We start from the raw sequence: 16,148 nt of genomic DNA, 5'->3' as shown, positions 1-16,148 counted from the left end.
AGCGTTGTGGTATCATGAGAAAGTGTGCCAATTCAATCCAGGAGGGACTGTTCTCATGACCACATTCCAGCATATCGCAGATAAGACTGTTCTGAATAACGGCATCGAAATGCCGTGGCTTGGCCTAGGCGTATGGAAAACGAAGGAAGGCGACGAGGTTGTCAATGCCGTGAAATATGCATTGCAGGCGGGCTACCGCAGCATCGATACGGCAGCTGTGTACGGCAACGAAGCCGGTGTCGGCCAGGCCCTTCGCGAGAGCGGCGTTTCGCGCGACGAGCTGTTTATAACGACAAAAGTGTGGAACGCAGATCAGGGCTACGACAGCACGCTGCGGGCCTTCGAGGAGAGCCGCAAGAAGCTTGGACTTGATGTAATCGACCTTTACCTCATTCACTGGCCCGTGAAGGGCAAATATACGGAAACCTGGAAGGCGCTCGTGAAGCTTTATCAGGACGGACTGGTGCGGGCGATCGGCGTCAGCAACTTCCAGGTGCATCACCTGCAGGATATTTTGGATTCCAGCGACATCGTTCCGGCCGTCAATCAAGTCGAGTGCCATCCACTCCTTCAGCAGAAGGAGCTGCGCGCCTTCTGCAAGGACAAGGGCATCCAGCTTGAGGCTTGGAGTCCTCTCATGCAGGGGAATCTCGACCTTCCGCTGCTTACGGAGCTCGCGCAGAAATACGGCAAATCGCCGGCCCAGATCGTACTGCGCTGGGATCTGCAGAGCGGCATCGTAACGATCCCCAAATCCATCAGCGAGGGCCGTATTCGCGAGAATGCGAACGTCTTTGATTTCAGTCTCAGCCCGGAGGACATGCAGCGCCTGGATGAGCTGAATCAAAACAAGCGCTTCGGCCCGGACCCGGACAATTTCGATTTTTAATGCTGCTTACAGCGATCGCAATTTTTGCGGTCGCTGTTTTTTTGTACAGGTTTTCGATAAATTTCTCCCTTGTCCGATGACATGATTCTCCGTTTCGTCTCATATATTTTTCCCGTATTGCGTTTCCAGCTGTAACCAACCGCCGCCCATCCCCATAGAATGATGTGTGCTTCAGCCCATGGGCATCATTCATGGAGATGAGCCGTACTTATGGATCCGGCGGCACTTTTGCTGCCCCTATACTTACAGCGGATGCATCCGCAGTGTCACACGGTATGCGGTCCGCCCAATTCCAAGGAGGTTTTTATGGAAATGATGAACAATCCTTACAAGGTAGGCAACCAAGGGCAAATGAATCCTTATCCCGGCGGTTATCCGATGGGGGGCATGGCTCCGGGCTTTACCGGCTTTCCCGGCTTTAACGGCGGAGCCCAGCCGTCCATGATGCCCGGTGGTGCACCTATGGCTCCGCCTATGAGCGGCACTAACACCCCGGGCTCGCTCGCGGCATCCCCTGCCGGCACTACAGGGGTCAACGTTCCCGGCATGCTGCCGATCGAGCAGTCCTTTATCGAAAACATCCTCCGTCTGAATCTCGGCAAAATCGCTACTATTTACATGACTTTCGAGAACAACAGTGAGTGGAACGCCAAAATATTCAAGGGCCGCCTGGAAGCCGCCGGTCGTGACCACATTATCATCAGCGATCCGCAAACGGGAATGCGTTTCCTGCTGCTGATGGTGAACCTGGATTACATCACCTTCGATGAGGAATTGAATTACTCCCCTCAATTCGGCGGTACGGCACGGCCGGGAGTCGGAAGGTAAACGAACGAAGGCGGGTCGCCACCTCATGTGACGCCCGCCTATTTTGCTACTTGCCGATGGTCATAGACTCCAATGCTTGCATAAGGCGCCCCCAGCCCGACTCGGTGTTTACCGCATCGTTGATTTCAAGGCGCACGGTATAGGTCATCCCGTTCGCTTCCAATGCATACTCCTGCAAGGTATACGGATTGCTCTTCGTCGCATATCTCACTTCGTATTTCTTGGCTGAAACACCGGCCAAGGCAACATCCGTTACGTTATATTTGTAGTTCGCATCCTTCTGCGCATTTTCCTTATGCTCCTGCTCCAGTCGGTTGGCCGTCTCGTCAAGAGCCGAACGGTCCTCCGCCTTTATCGTGAAGCTGCCCCCCTCGAAGCTAAACCGTTTCACCTGTGTTTCGCCCTCTTCGCCATAGCCGCTGTTCCAGAACTCAGGCACCCGAAGAGAGTAATGATATTTTTTATTGCTGTAGGCAATCGTTTTGGTTTCATCGATCAGGTCTTCCTCATCTTGGATAAAACCTAAAGTTCGGTTCACGGCATCCTTCGGGAAAGAGACGGATTCCGTCATCTCGGCAATCAGCCGGTCGACTTCGCTGCCGCCCTTTGCCCTTGGGTAACTCCAACGAAGCTCGTACTTATATTTGTCCTTCAGCACATACAGTACATGTTCTTCCTTCCATTTATCCCCCATGGTCGTGGCAAAGTGGTTCTCCAATGCAGCGTTCCCGTCAACCGTTACCTCCCGTACCCCGCGGACCTCACGAAAGCCCTCCGCATAGCCGGTCAACACCTTCTTTTCCTGCCGATCGGCCCATGCCTTCAAGGTATCGCCCGAGGCCGCAGAGCTTACCTTCACGGAAAGCGTCACTTCTTTATCCTTACTGTAAAATTCAAGCTCTCCGCCGTACTCCTCCCGATCCCATTCCGCCGGCAGCTCCAGTGCGAGTCCGTACTCGGTGCTAACCGACTTGTTCGTTTGGTAGACCGAAATATCCTTCAGCATCGAATCGTCCGGGTCAAATGCCAGCGTAAACGAATCCAGAAGATCGTAGTAGCTGTTTCTTTTGGCCGGATTCAAGTAATGCTCTTCCTTCTCGATAGCCAAAATGACATAATACAGCTTCTCCTCCTTCCAGAAGACCCGTACCTCGTAGTACCCTCCATCCTCGTATTTGCCTAACAGCTTCGCATAAGGCTGCGGCGCTTGGTCAACGTATTTACGCTCAAGCACAAGCGCACCCGGCTGCTGTCCCAGCTTACGAAGCAGCGACAGCGGCGAAGGCTCCGTGCTCTGATGCTCCTGGACCATGATATTTACGGCAAAGTCCCCCTTCGCATCGGCAAAGGTAGCCATATTCCCCTCATAGGATTGATCCGCTTGAATCAATCCGGCCGGATATTTCATCGACCAGCCGTAATAGCTGTCCCCGACCCTTGTTTTCCCTTGGTCGGAATCGATGTAGGTGCCCTCCGCGTCCTGTACCAGAGCCGTTTCGGCCGTCCGATCCTCCTCCAGCACGAGCTCGACCTCACGGGTCTGCCCCTTGTTCTGAAGCTTGATTTTCACCTTCTGCCCCGGCAGGTAAGTCTTCAGCACCTCATGATATTCGGCCAAATTATTCACTTTAGAAGCATCGATCGACAACAGCGCATCCCCCTGCTTTACCCCGGCCTTGGCCGCAGTCGTCTCCGGCTCCACGTAGGTGACTTCCAGCCCTGCCGCCGTCGGAAGTCCAACTACGGCCTCCCAGCTTTCGCCAAGCTCCAGTCCCAACGACACCCGCTTCACCTTCCCGTATTTGAAAAAGTGATCCAGCACATGCTGTACCGTTCCCACCGGGATCGCAAAGCCCAGATTGTCGACTCCGAAGTCCGTAAACTTCATCGTATTGATGCCTACCACCTGGCCGTTCATGTTCACAAGCGGGCCTCCGCTGTTTCCAGGGTTAATGGCGGCGTCCGTCTGAATAAGCTGATGCTGGGATTGCACCGATCGGTCCATTCCGCTAATAATTCCATAAGTAACCGAATTGCGCAGAGCGAAGAACAGCGGCGTACCGATCGCCATAACCGACTCTCCTACCCTAAGATCCTTCGGCGATGCGAAGACGGCCGGGGTCAAGCTCGAGGCCTCGATCTTCACCAGCGCCAGATCGCTCTCCTCATCGTAATGCGTTGTCTTCCCGCTGTAGGATTTCCCGTCTGCCGTCACAACCGTAATGTTGCGCATATCCTTCACGACATGCGCATTCGTAAGAATGTAGCCTTCACTGCGGATGATGACCCCTGTACCGTGAGACAGATTGTAGCGGTTCATCTCCCACGTCTTTTTCCCTTCCATCGGCCTGCCGATAATCGCCACCACTGACGAGGTCGTCTTGTCGATGACGGCGGAGAAGGCCTGAGATTCTTGCGCTGTCGCCGCTTGCACTACAGCCCCCGGAGCTGCCGCAAGCAGCATCGCCGCAGCGGTAGTACACAGAATCGTAAATTTCCATGGATGCTTTCGCTTCATACATCTGGTGCCCCCTACCCATTGTTTTCCATAATCTATCAAATCTATCATATGTATCCGACACTAGCAATAGGAAAGATGGGAAGGAGGAGCCAAAAAAAGAGCGATGCCTCTCTCTCCGGCACCGCTCCGCTTTCTTACCCCTTATACCGCTGCTCCGCATGAAGCCCCAGCCGCTTCAGCAGCTCCGCCGCTTCCTGCAGCTCCTCGTCGCTTAAGCCCTCCATCGCCCGCATCAAGGCCAGCTCGTGCCCGACAAAGGCTTCCGCGATGAGCTTTTCTCCTTGCTCGGTGACCTCCGCATAGATCACACGACGGTCCGTCGGACAAGGCTTCCGCTGAAGCAGCCCCTTCTTCTCCAGCTTATCTACGACATACGTAATATTGCCGCTGGAGATGAGCACCTTCTGTCCGATCTGCTGCAGCGGCTGTCGGCCTTTATGATACAGCAGCTCCATGACCGCGAACTCCGTCTGCGTCAAGCCGGACTTCTGGATATCCTCCTCCGCATGCTTGTTCACCCAGTTAACCGCACGATTCATGACGATGAACAGCCTTAATGACAGCTCTTTTCTTCGCTGCATCCCATCCTCATGCTGCATGAGCCTTCACCTCAATTCCATGTGTTTATTACCGTTTCGGATAGAGCGCGTAATCCGGACTGGAAGGCACCTCAATCAGCAGGATTCGCACCGCTTCTTCTCCCGCTGCAATTGCAACCTCCGTCTCCTGATCGACCGGAATCACGCTGAAATCCTTAGGCTGGAAAACATATTCCTTCCCGCCGGCCTCCCATCTGCCGCCTCCTCGGATCGCCAAAGCCGACAAGGTATGTCCCTTTTGTATTCGATGAGTATAGCGACTTTCCTTCTGTAGGGTAACATCCCACATGTGTGCCGGTACCTGCAGCTTGATCGGCGACGGACCGCCAAGCACCGTTTTGACCGTAACCCCGTCCCTTTCCTCCTGCGGGAATTGTTCATGCTGATATTCATTGTAAGTCGGAGCCAGCTTCGTGCTCTTGTTCAAATCCGGCTCAAACCATATTTGAAAGCCCTCGGCTTCCGGGCCGATGATCCTTTCACTGTGAGATACGCCGGAGCCGGTCTGCATGACCTGCGCTCCGCCGGGGCCTACGATGCTCTTCGTCCCAAGCGAGTCTTCATGCTCCGCCTTGCCTTGTGTCACGTAAGTCATAATTTCAAAGCCCGAGTGAGGATGCGGCGCTATATAGCCTTCCTTGGCTGAAGCGAACCATGCCCAATAAAAGAGCGGGCCTACACGCTTAATCACCGAGCCCTCTCCCGGAAAACCAATCGGCTTCTGTTCCGTAATTTTACCTCCGTCAAAGTTTCCGCTTGCCTGCATCGCAGGAGTATAAATTCTAACCATAGTATGCACCCCTCCCTTATTAATAAGCGCCGTATTGCACAAACTCACCGATAGGACGGCGATACCCGCGAATTCTCGGATGGTTCGTTTTTTCTTTGCCAATGGTGATCATCATGACCGGAGCGAGATGGCCGGGAATGTGAAGCAGCTCCTGAACCGCCTGTTCGTCATACCCGATCATCGGACAAGTATCCCAGCCGCGGCTCTTGGCCGCCAGCATCAACATCATCGCGGACAGGCTTGCGCTGCGGATCGCCTCATCCCGCTGGAAACGCTCATTGCTTTCATATGATGATTGAATGGTCTGAAGTGTTTGATCATACTGCTGCTGATCCATTATGCCCAAGTGAAGCTGTCCTTCATAAATTTGCTGCGCCTTCTCATAGCCTTTCACATCGCCCAGGACGATGATAGCCGCGGACGCGGTACCCACCTTATGCTGACCGTAAGCCGCCTTTTTCAGTTTCAGCTTCAGTTCCTCTTCATCAACGACCACATAACGGGTATGCTGAAGGTTATAGGCCGACGGGGCCAGCTTAGCAAGCTGGAAGATCTCATTCAGCTCTTCTCGCGTAATGCGCACCGTCTCATCAAAATTATTAGCTGATCTCCTTTGCTCCACTAAGAGCTTGAAGCCTTCGGCTGGTACGGTATTCGTTGTCATGGTTATATCCTCCCCGGAATCAATCGTCTTAATTTTAAGATAATACACTTTTCTTAATCTCATATTTGAATATCTTTATATTGAGATAATATCACGGATTGTACCTACCGTCAACTCGGATAAAAAAAGAACGTGAGAGGTGCTTCCCACGTTCTTGCCATTGCCAATCACGGCTTTACAGCCTGAACCATTCGAAGCTCGCCTATCTCCTCGATCAAACGAACTCCCTTCGGCAAAACCGCCTCTACCCTCGTTCGCACTTCTGGCTTCGTATGGAGTCCTTCGCTAAGCAAAGCGACGATCCCCCGGTCCTCACGGGAGCGGATTAAGCGGCCGATTCCTTGCCGCAGCCTAAGCAGCATATAGGGCAAATCGACTTCCTCGAAGGGCGACCTTGCATCCTTTCGCTTCGCGGTAAATACCGGATCCTCCGGCGGATAAGGCAGCGACCAGATGATGACATTCGATAGCGACGGACCCGGCACATCGAGCCCCTCCCATAAGCGCACCGCGCAAAGCACGCTTTGCTCATCCTCTTGGAAGCTTTCGATCAGATAGCTGATCTCCTGATCGCCCTCGAACAGGAAGCGAAACCTTCCGCCTTCCTCCCGCTGTCCGATCTCTTTTTTAAAACGCTCCAGCTCCTCCCGTGTCGGAAAGAGGATCAGCGCTCTTCCTTCGGTAAGCTGCAGGAGCTCAGTCGCTGCGATCATTTTATCCTCAAAGGCTCCTGTCGCGGCCACCTTCGGGGCAATAACCTGCATATGCCGCTCATAATCGTAAGGCGAATCGACGGTGAAGGAAAGATACGACTCAATCCCGAGACTCTCCGCCGCATAGCGGAACGAGCCGTCCACCGACAAGGTCGCTGAGGAAAAAACAATCGGCATGCTTTTATCAAACACCCGCTCGCCCAGCACTTCCTTCACGGTTCTAGGCATGATCGCAAGCGTCAGCCCCGTCTCGGAATCCACCGCCCAGCAGACCAGCTTCCCCGGCTGATCGAACAGCACGAGCGCCTTCTGCATCATCTCCAGATGCTCTTCGACGATGCGCAGCTGGTACTCATTCAGCGTGAACAGACCGCTTTCGAAGACCAGCTCCTCCTCCAGCTTCGTGAGCAGCCTGCGAAACTCGGTAATCTCCCGCAAAAGCTTATCGCCTACGTCGATTCGGCGACGGTCCGAGCCGGGTACCGGCTTGCTCTGGCGATCCAGCTCACGGAACATGGCCTCGCTTTGGTCGATCATGTCGTCCACCAGCTGTGCCAGCGACTCCCGAACCTCACCCTGCAGCAGCCTGGTCATCAGCTCCTCGAACACAGCATGCTTAATCCGGTACGTGAGAGCCTTCTGCGCGGCCGATTCCAGCAAATGCCCCTCATCGAATACAACGGCGCAATGCTCCGGCAGCAAAGGCAGCTGCCCCTCGCGTTTCCTGGCCTCATAAGTCCAGACATGCTCCATGTAAAAATCGTGCGAGCAAATGATCAAATCCGCCGAACGCCGGTAGTGCTCGCGGGATAACGTCTGTCCGCAGCGATGTCGCTTATCGCACACAAGGCAATCCTGGAACGCATCCCAGTTCATCCGGCTCCACTGCTCGTCGTTCATCTCCGGATACTGCTTCCGGTCACCATAGGCATAGAATGACTGCAGTGCCTCGCGGGCATGGACGAAGGACGGAAGCTGCTCGTAGAGCTCCTGGTACTGCTCCCCCTCGTCGTCTCCAAACCGTGCTTCATCCAGCTTCACCAGGCAAAGGTATTGATCGGGAGATTTGGCGAGACGGGCATCAATGTCGAGATCCAGGTGCTGCATCAGCTTGGCGATGTCCCCGGTCGGCTTCACCAGCTGCTCGATCAGCGTCTCATCGGCACAGGCAATAATCGCCGGCTTGCGCGTATAACGCGCATAACAGACGGCGTAGAGCAGGTACACCAGCGTTTTTCCGGTGCCCACCCCCGCCTCTGCAAAAATGGTACGCTTCTCGGCAAAAGCCCGCTCCAGCTGATACGCCATGTAAATTTGCTCATCCCGAACCTCAAATCCGGCCTCCGGCAAAATATCGTAGAAAACATCCCCTACCCATTCGCCTACCTGAGGAATGAAGGGCTGAGAGGGATCATAATCGAAAGGGTAACGCGGCACGGTCAGTAAGCCTCCAATGTCTTGCTAGTATAAGAATCATTGCTTCAGACATGGTTATTTCTACAAGCAAGGGGCAAGCTCCTTCTTATCATACCTGTCTTTCATCCAGAATTCCCCTTACCTAAGCTTCCCATGCACAATAAAACGGGTAAAAGAGGGCTTTTTCCAAAGAGAACAGTCTGTGGATAACCAATTCTGTGGATATGTTGACGAAAAAGAACGATCTATACACAGGACTGGGCTTAAAGCCTGTTGATTCTGTGCATAACCCTGTGGATATCCGCTCGAATATAGAGAGAAAAACATCATAACACATTTTCTAAATACACAGTTGTGAATCTTGTATGGCAAACATAGAGTAGTAGGGAAGCATCCTATTCGGCTCATGGGGAATTTGAGGGAGCAATCTTATGACTTAACTTAGGGGGAGCGCCATATGGCCAACGTTATGATCATTGAGGATTCCAGCTTTATGAGGCTCATTCTGAAGGATATCATTGCTAAGGCGGGGCATAGGCTTGTGGGCGAGGCGGAAAACGGGCTGACCGGCGTCCAAAAGTACCGGGAGTGTCAGCCTGATCTTGTAATCCTGAATATCGTCATGCCGGAGATGAACGGTATAGAGGCGCTTCGGCACATACGGGAGATCAACCCGCGAGCCAGAGTGATTATCTGCTCGGCGATGGGTAATCAGTACAGTGTCATTGAAGCGATAAAAGCGGGGGCGATGGATTTTGTCGTAAAGCCGTTTGATGCCCCCCGCATGATTAGCGCCATGGATCGCGTTCTTCATAAGCTGTAGCCTTGCACTCGCTTCATTTCCATTGTCTAGCTCTTTCCACCTCTTCGTCCGTCACATCCTTAGCTGCATAACGAACCCGGTAATAGAGCTTCAACAGGAGGCCCGCCGTTTCTTCCTTCGGTCCGTACGTTCGCTTGCGGCGCTCGGCTGCTTCCTTGCGCAGGAGCTCATCTCCCGTTTCCTTGGGTGTCAAATAAGGCTTCTTCTCGTACCCGTGGGCTGCTCCCACGCGCAGCCATTCCCGGTATAGGTAACGGATTCGATCGCGATTCGTGACTTGGTCTTCCCATCTGTCTCTTACGCCGCCTTTCACCCGGTCCAGCCACACTTCCCGCCAGCGGCGACGAGCGCTCTCCCAAGAAAACACACCGCTTTCAATATCCACATAGCCTTGTTGATTCTCCTTTGGGGCTTCGCGCCGAAGCATGGAGATGATCTTGGCCGCAAAGGCGCGAAGCTTCTCTCCGCTATTCCGGTAGAGCCAATACAGCGCATAACCCAGAAGAGCAGCCAGCACTAAGGCGCATACCGTATAAAAAAGCAGGTTCAGCAGGTAGCTCAGCAGCCCCGGCTCCTCTTGAGGCAAGCCCATCGGTGGACTTGGAGCCGCCGGCTGCTGTTCTACCCGCTGCATTTCCTTAGGAGTGCTTCTAAAGAGCCAGCCCAGAAGCACCCGAAGGAAGCTCCACAGCAGCTGGCCCATGTAGCTGCCGGCCAAAGCTGCAAGCCCAATGGATACGGCAAGCACGCCTCCCACGTACCATCGGTTATGCGTTCGGATGGCGGCCGGAACTGCAGCTGCGGAGGCTTTGTTTTTGGACAGGCTGGCATACCTTAGGAAGCGGCTGTTCGTGGTAAACACGACAATGATCAGGCAAAACATGCCGGCCCAGGTAAGCAGGGACAGCTTCGTCTCCAGCTCAGGCCAATAGCGGAAGAAGAACGCAGCAAGCAGGTAGCCTGTGATGCCAACCCAGTGCAGGGCCTCACTCCGTGAGCCGCTTGTCGCGCGTAAGCCTAGCAGCACTGCCGCGATTCCCGGTGGCGCAGTAAGGAGGGCGCGCCAGTCCGTCCCCGTAACCGCGAGTGCAAACAAGCCGCCAAGAGCTATAGCGGTCAGCCCTCTTGACCAATGGTATCTCAGCCTGTTACCGGTCAGAACTCCTACTAAGGATAAAAACGCCAGTCCAATCAGCCAATGCAGGCTTTTCTCAGGGAGTATATATACATTGACCAGCAGCCAAAGGGGCAGCAGGAGCAGCAGCTCGAACAACGCCCTGCTCCATGAACGGATAATGGGTTGGATGGTCATGCGATCTCTCCCTTCCGCTTGTTCAGCTCCGGAATGTGCATCCACTCGACCCCATTCCCCCGCCGCTGAAGAAGCTCGGCCATGTCGCTCAGCTCCTCCCCTTGATGGCAGGAGAGGATAAGAATATCCATATCGGCTGTCCCCGCTTCCATTTCACGCTCCAGAAGCCAGCTCATTTTGACCACAGCCTCCAGCTCCATTCGCGCCATCGTTTGAAGGATATCGAGCAGCTGCGAGCTCCCGCCATGCGGTGTCAAACGGATCGGCACCTTGTCCCCGCCCTGCACCCAGCCGTTGCATACAAAGCCTGTCTCGATCCCGTGTCGAATCGCATGTTCGGCCACGGTGGCGGCATAGCGCAGCCCCTGCTCGATCCGCTCCGGATCGGTTACGGCCGCCCACATCTTCTCGTGCGTCTCCAAATTGAGACAGAGCAGCAGCCGGTGATCGGCCGTGTAATCCTTGCTGTGCACCTGCAGCTCGCCGGTCCTCGCCGTCGCCTTCCAATGGATCGACGAAAGCGGGTCGCCTGCACGGTATTCCCGAATCCCTGCCGTTAGGAACGGATCCTCCACGATCCAGCGGCGCACGGTAATCTCTCCGAGCCAGCTGTGGTTCGGGAGCGGAAGCTCCTGAAGCGGCTGTACCGCCGGATATACGAGCAGCTCCAGCGACAGCGGAAATCGCTTATTGATCTGTGCGATGCCTAGCGGATCTCCGGTCGTCATGGTAGCGGAATCAAGCTTATACCAGCCCCGCTTTGCACATAACACCTGATGCTTGCGGACAATCTGACGGTATGGGCGCAGGCTGAACATGCTGATGTGATTCTGGAACAGCTCGCCGCTGCGTATGTCCAAATTCGCCTGTCCCCCGAACAGGAGGCCTCGGCCTAACAGCGACTCCAGCCGCAGCCAAGGCAGCGGAAGCAGCTTACGGTTGACAATGCGCTCGACCATTTCCACCGTCTCGCCTTCAAATACGGCGGACCGGGTGAACTCTCGGTGATAATCCAGATGATGTAGAGCCCGGTATCGGTAAAGCCATGCAATGAGCGCAAAAATGACAACGACATCGATGATTAGCCAAGTCAGCAGCATCGATCGCTTACCTTCCCCGCGATAAGGCAGGTCCCTCTGAAGGCACCTCCACCTCGTTCAGCAGCCGCTTCAGGACGTCCTCGGAGCGGCCCTCCCTTACCCTCATGGCTCCTTGCAGCAGGATCCGGTGGGTGAGCACCGGCAGTGCCATTGCCTTGATATCATCCGGCTCGACATAGTCTCTTCCCCGCACCAGGGCATAGGCCTGTACCGCCTTCAGCAGCGATTGCGTCCCCCGCGGGCTAATGCCGAGCACGACATCGGGATGCTTCCGTGAAGCCTCCGCTAAGCGCACGATGTAGCCGAGCAACTCCTCCGCAATATGGACTCGGGATGCTTGCGCTTGGGCGAGCCGTACTTCGTCCAAGGTGACGGCAGCCTGTAAGGTTTGCAGCGGGTTGGCCTCCTGGAAACGGCGCAAAATCCCCACTCCTTCCTCAAAGCTGGGGTAGCCCATTGAGACGCGCATGAGGAAACGGTCGAGCTGGGCCTCCGGCAGCGGAAAGGTTCCTTGATTATCCACAGGATTTTGCGTGGCGATCACGAGGAAGGGCTTCTCCAGCTGATGCGTTTCCCCATCAATCGTAATTTGTCGCTCCTCCATGCACTCCAAGAGGCTGGACTGCGTGCGGGGTGTGGCCCGGTTTATTTCATCCGCGAGCAGGATGTTCGTGAACACAGGACCCGGCCGGAACTGAAACTCGCCCAGTTTTTGATTGTAATAGTGGATTCCGCTCACATCGGACGGAAGCAGATCGGGTGTGAACTGAATTCGCTTGAAGGTGCCGCCGACAGCTTGGGCCAACGCCTTCGCCAGCAGCGTCTTGCCAGTGCCGGGCACATCCTCCAGCAGAACGTGGCCGCCGGCCAGCAGAGCGGTCAGCAGGAGATCGACCGTGTGCTCCTTCCCTACGATCACGCTGCCTACGCTTTGCCTCAGCCTATCGATCATCGCTGTTAGGTTTTGCATTTCCATGGGACACCGCCTCACTTGTTCATTGAACCGTTTTTTTCCATCATACCAGAAAGCGCTCCCAGCGCCTACAGGCCAATTGATCCTAGAGTGCGTTCTGCGATTGGACGCCATCCAGCGCCCGTTTACTTCCTCCTTCGTCGCCATTAATCGCACTTTTGCCGCTACTTACCGCCGTCCACCCCAGTTTCGCACCTGCAATCGCATTTCTGCGATTGGACGCTGTCAAACGCTCGATTACTTCCCCACCCACCACCATTAATCGCACTTTTGCCACTACTTACCGCCGTCCACCCAGTTTCGCCGCTGCAATCGCATTTCTGCGATTGGATGCTATCTAGCGCCCGATTACTTCCTCATCCACCACCACTAATCGCAATTTTGCCACTACTGACCACCTTCCACCCCAGTTTCGCACCTGCAATCGCATTTCTGCGATTGGACGTCATCCAGCGCCCGATTACTCCCCCATCCACCACCATTAATCGCAATTTTGCCACTACTGACCACCGCACACCCCAGTTTCGCACCTGCAATCGCATTTCTGCGATTGGACGCCATCAACGCCCCACAAACAGAGAAAGACGGCCCCCAAAAGGGACCGTCTTGGCTTCTTACGGATAGAACGTGCTCTTCGGCGTGGTGATCGGGCACCAGCGCGAGCGGAGCAGGAACGGCAGCAGCACATCCTTCGCGGCAGGCGTGCCGATGCACTTGAGCGCATCGACGGCATGACCGCGCACGTAGCGGTTCTCGTCATTCAGCGCAACGGCAAGCTCCGGCACGGCGGCGTCGGCTGAGGCGCCAAGGCGTGCCAGCGACAGCCCGGCGGTAAACCGTACCTGCACATCTTCATCTTGCAGGCAGCGGATGAGACCGCCCACCACACTATCCACAGGCGTACCGATCAAGCCGAGTGCTTCTACAACAATGCGTCTCACCGGCGCATCACCGCTGCTCAGCAGACCGTTCAAGCTTGGAACGGCCTCCGCTGCCAGCTCTCTCAGCTCGCCCAGGGCGAAGGCAGCGTGCATAACCGTCTCTGGACGCTCGCTAGCCAGCGCCGCTGTCAAGCCGGATACTGCCCCCGCTCCCGCTGCGGATAGGCCGTAAGCTGCGCTGCGGGACTTCTTAAGATCGTCACCATGCAGCACCTCCAGCAGCGCGGCAATGCCTGCTTCACCCCTGCGCGCAAGCTCATACGCTGCATTCAGGGCCTCCGGTTCATCCGCAGTCCGAAGCTGCGCCGCCAAAGCCTCCACTTGACCTTCTTCCGCCGCGCAAGTGTTCGCCAAGCTGCCGACCTGCCCGCTTAGCCAGTTCCAGGTCTCCTCCCATAACGTGTCACGCTGCACAATCGGAGTGCTGAAAGCAGCCGGCTTTCTCCACTCCTTCTCCACCCGGTTCCAGGAAGGAGCGGTAGGCGCTTCCGTCCGCATGAACTCAAATTTCAGCATATACCGTTCTTTCCCCAGCAAATTCGGGGTGGAGCGGTGCCAAATATCGTAATGGATCAAGGCAAAGGTGCCCGCCTTGCCGGCTGCAACCGCTTCCCCTTCCGGTTCATCGGTCCCGAAGGTCTTGGTCTCATCATACTGCGTCCCCGGCATTACGCCAGTCGGTCCAAGCTCGATCGGCGTATCTTGGGGGAAGTACATGACCATAGCCCACCAAGGATGTAGATTGCGTATTTTGCTATAGCCCCAGTAGCTGTCTTTATGCCAGCCGCCGGCTTTCGGCGACGCATTGTAATGGCCGTGGCGATGGCAATGCATCATATAGTTCGGCCCCAGCACGCTGGTCAGGGCACCGTTCACCACGGGGTGGTCGAATACTTCCTGCAGCTCCGGGATGCGGGGGAGCAGGTTATTGCCCGGATTGCCCTCTTGCTCATAAACATAGCTAAGCTGCTCCACCAAACGCTGATGATATTCCTCCGATAAATCGGTTTGCAGTATAAGGAAGCCTTCCGTAATGAATGTGCGCATTTGTTCGTCAGTCAAAAGCAATGGAGCGGATGTACTCATGATTTCTACCTCCCGGCAATTTGAACTTGTTTCGTATGATGACCTTATTATATAAACCGCTTGCCGGAGAGAACATGCACGAAGATAATCCAAGTTTGCACAAAAATAAGGTTTTATCAGACAAAAAGAAAATGAAACCATTCCTCCCGCCCAACGTATAAATCTCAGGAAAAACAAAATATGCATTGCCTGGAGGAGCCTGTCACTATGGGATAGCTATGTCTTTTAGCGCCTATAGTTGTCAGGCTCCTTTTGCATGTTTTTCCCCATTATTCACATGCTAAGAACGATATGGAAAGGATGAACTTGTGTCATGCTCATTTTTGAACTTGCAGTTATTTTATTAGCTTCCAAAATCGCAGGAGATCTCAGCGTCAAGCTGGGCCAGCCTTCGGTCCTCGGCAAGCTGCTTATTGGTATTGTACTGGGTCCGAGCGTCCTTGGCCTCGTCACCAATACGGATATTTTGAAGGAGATCAGCCAAATCGGCGTCATTCTTCTGATGTTCATCGCCGGACTGGAAACAGATGTCGATGAATTCAAGCGCTCAGGGAAAGCCTCTACATCCGTTGGAGTAGCGGGCATTCTCGTTCCGTTTGCGCTAGGCTATTTGTCCGGAACGGTCATCGGGCTCCCTCCGATTCAATCCGTATTCCTTGGCCTTCTGCTGTCCGCCACCAGCGTGAGTATTTCCGTACAGGCACTAAAGGAAATGGGCAAGCTGCAGTCCCGGGAAGGGACTACCATCCTGGGGGCTGCCGTCATTGACGACGTGCTGGTCATTGTAGCCTTAGCCTTCGTGATGAGCTTTGCCGGGGGCGATGTAAACCTCGGCATGGTCGTGGTCAAGAAAGTGATCTTTTTCGCAGCAGCCATCCTGTTCGGATGGAAAATAGTCCCCTGGATTCTATCCAAGTTCGCTCCTCTCCGTGTGACCGAATCGGTTATCTCCGCTGGACTCATTATCTGTTTTACTTACGCGTACTTAGCGGAAATGGCCGGCGTAGCCGCCATCATCGGGGCCTATATCGCAGGTGTCGCCATCAGTGTAACGAAATTCAAGCATGAAGTTTTCGAAAAGGTCGAAACCGTCAGTTACTCCATCTTCGTCCCTGTTTTCTTCACATCCATCGGGGTGACGGCAGAGTTTGTCGGCATTACCCAAAATATCGGACTCATTATACTTTTAAGCATCGTGGCCATCGCCAGCAAGCTGGTCGGTTCGGCTGTGGGAGCCAAATTGACCGGCTTCGGCTGGCGAAGCTCCTGGGGCATTGGGGCCGCCATGGTTTCCCGGGGAGAGGTCGCACTGATTATCGCGGCGATGGGCCTGGAGGCCAGCCTGCTCACCCAAGATATGTTCGCCGTCCTCGTGGTGGTCGTATTGATTACAACGCTCGTAACACCGCCGATGATGAAGCTGTTTCTCAAGGATAAAAGTCCAGCGGCAGGGTAAAAGTATAAGGGGTATCCCGAACGAAAGGAGCGATGCG

General features: G+C 54.7%; 13 protein-coding genes. 4 read left to right on the top strand and 9 right to left on the bottom strand.

All coding sequences use genetic code 11. The features are described from left to right. Positions 1 to 55 precede the first annotated feature (55 nt). Both RAC89_RS16900 and gerQ read left to right on the top strand, forming a co-directional pair. The gene (locus RAC89_RS16900) at positions 56 to 889 is read left to right on the top strand and encodes an aldo/keto reductase (RefSeq protein ID WP_306614876.1); all 834 of its coding nucleotides are present in this window, start codon (positions 56 to 58) and stop codon (positions 887 to 889) included. Positions 890 to 1,201: 312 nt separating this feature from the next. Continuing rightward, positions 1,202 to 1,717, top strand: coding sequence for a spore coat protein GerQ (gene gerQ / locus RAC89_RS16895; protein ID WP_306614874.1), 516 nt, complete (start codon positions 1,202 to 1,204; stop codon positions 1,715 to 1,717). Between the two features lie 46 nt (positions 1,718 to 1,763). Here gerQ and RAC89_RS16890 read toward each other — a convergent pair whose 3' ends face one another. The 5 genes from RAC89_RS16890 to RAC89_RS16870 form a co-directional block, all read right to left on the bottom strand. Continuing rightward, positions 1,764 to 4,235 carry a S1C family serine protease gene (locus RAC89_RS16890; protein WP_306614872.1) on the bottom strand — a complete coding sequence of 824 codons (2,472 nt, stop codon included), beginning with the start codon at positions 4,233 to 4,235 and terminating at the stop codon, positions 1,764 to 1,766. 137 nt (positions 4,236 to 4,372) lie between these two features. Then, complete coding sequence (locus RAC89_RS16885) at positions 4,373 to 4,837, bottom strand: MarR family winged helix-turn-helix transcriptional regulator (RefSeq protein WP_306614870.1); 465 nt, start codon at positions 4,835 to 4,837, stop codon at positions 4,373 to 4,375. Positions 4,838 to 4,865: 28 nt separating this feature from the next. After that, the gene (locus tag RAC89_RS16880) at positions 4,866 to 5,627 is read right to left on the bottom strand and encodes a pirin family protein (RefSeq protein WP_306614868.1); all 762 of its coding nucleotides are present in this window, start codon (positions 5,625 to 5,627) and stop codon (positions 4,866 to 4,868) included. A 19-nt stretch (positions 5,628 to 5,646) separates the two neighbouring features. Further along, positions 5,647 to 6,291 (bottom strand): nitroreductase family protein, encoded by a 645-nt coding sequence (locus RAC89_RS16875; RefSeq protein WP_306614866.1) that lies wholly within the window; start codon positions 6,289 to 6,291, stop codon positions 5,647 to 5,649. Positions 6,292 to 6,458: 167 nt separating this feature from the next. Beyond that, positions 6,459 to 8,441 (bottom strand): ATP-dependent DNA helicase, encoded by a 1,983-nt coding sequence (locus RAC89_RS16870; RefSeq protein WP_306614864.1) that lies wholly within the window; start codon positions 8,439 to 8,441, stop codon positions 6,459 to 6,461. Between the two features lie 436 nt (positions 8,442 to 8,877). Between RAC89_RS16870 and RAC89_RS16865 the strand changes: the two genes are divergently transcribed. Continuing rightward, the gene (locus RAC89_RS16865; RefSeq protein WP_306614863.1) at positions 8,878 to 9,243 is read left to right on the top strand and encodes a response regulator; all 366 of its coding nucleotides are present in this window, start codon (positions 8,878 to 8,880) and stop codon (positions 9,241 to 9,243) included. 13 nt (positions 9,244 to 9,256) lie between these two features. On the opposite strand, the gene RAC89_RS16860 is transcribed toward RAC89_RS16865, so the two are convergent. From RAC89_RS16860 to RAC89_RS16845, 4 genes are all read right to left on the bottom strand, one after another. After that, positions 9,257 to 10,555, bottom strand: coding sequence for a DUF4129 domain-containing protein (locus RAC89_RS16860; RefSeq protein ID WP_306614861.1), 1,299 nt, complete (start codon positions 10,553 to 10,555; stop codon positions 9,257 to 9,259). Beyond that, positions 10,552 to 11,655 (bottom strand): DUF58 domain-containing protein, encoded by a 1,104-nt coding sequence (locus RAC89_RS16855; RefSeq protein ID WP_306614860.1) that lies wholly within the window; start codon positions 11,653 to 11,655, stop codon positions 10,552 to 10,554. The genes RAC89_RS16860 and RAC89_RS16855 overlap by 4 nt, the downstream gene beginning before the upstream one ends. Before the next feature lie 7 nt (positions 11,656 to 11,662). Further along, entirely contained in the window at positions 11,663 to 12,631 is a 969-nt protein-coding gene (locus RAC89_RS16850; protein ID WP_306614858.1) for an AAA family ATPase, read from the bottom strand. Between the two features lie 611 nt (positions 12,632 to 13,242). Further along, entirely contained in the window at positions 13,243 to 14,655 is a 1,413-nt protein-coding gene (locus tag RAC89_RS16845; RefSeq protein WP_306614856.1) for a HEAT repeat domain-containing protein, read from the bottom strand. A 313-nt stretch (positions 14,656 to 14,968) separates the two neighbouring features. Between RAC89_RS16845 and RAC89_RS16840 the strand changes: the two genes are divergently transcribed. Next, positions 14,969 to 16,111, top strand: a complete 1,143-nt coding sequence (locus RAC89_RS16840) for a cation:proton antiporter (RefSeq protein WP_306614855.1) — start codon at positions 14,969 to 14,971, stop codon at positions 16,109 to 16,111. Positions 16,112 to 16,148: the final 37 nt, after the last annotated feature.

Origin of the sequence: Paenibacillus sp. GD4, from assembly GCF_030846225.1 — a bacterium.
Classification (GTDB): Bacteria; Bacillota; Bacilli; order Paenibacillales; family NBRC-103111; genus Paenibacillus_G; species Paenibacillus_G silviterrae.
Note: the sequence above shows the minus strand (reverse complement) of the source record. Positions and strands in the feature narration are given on the sequence as shown.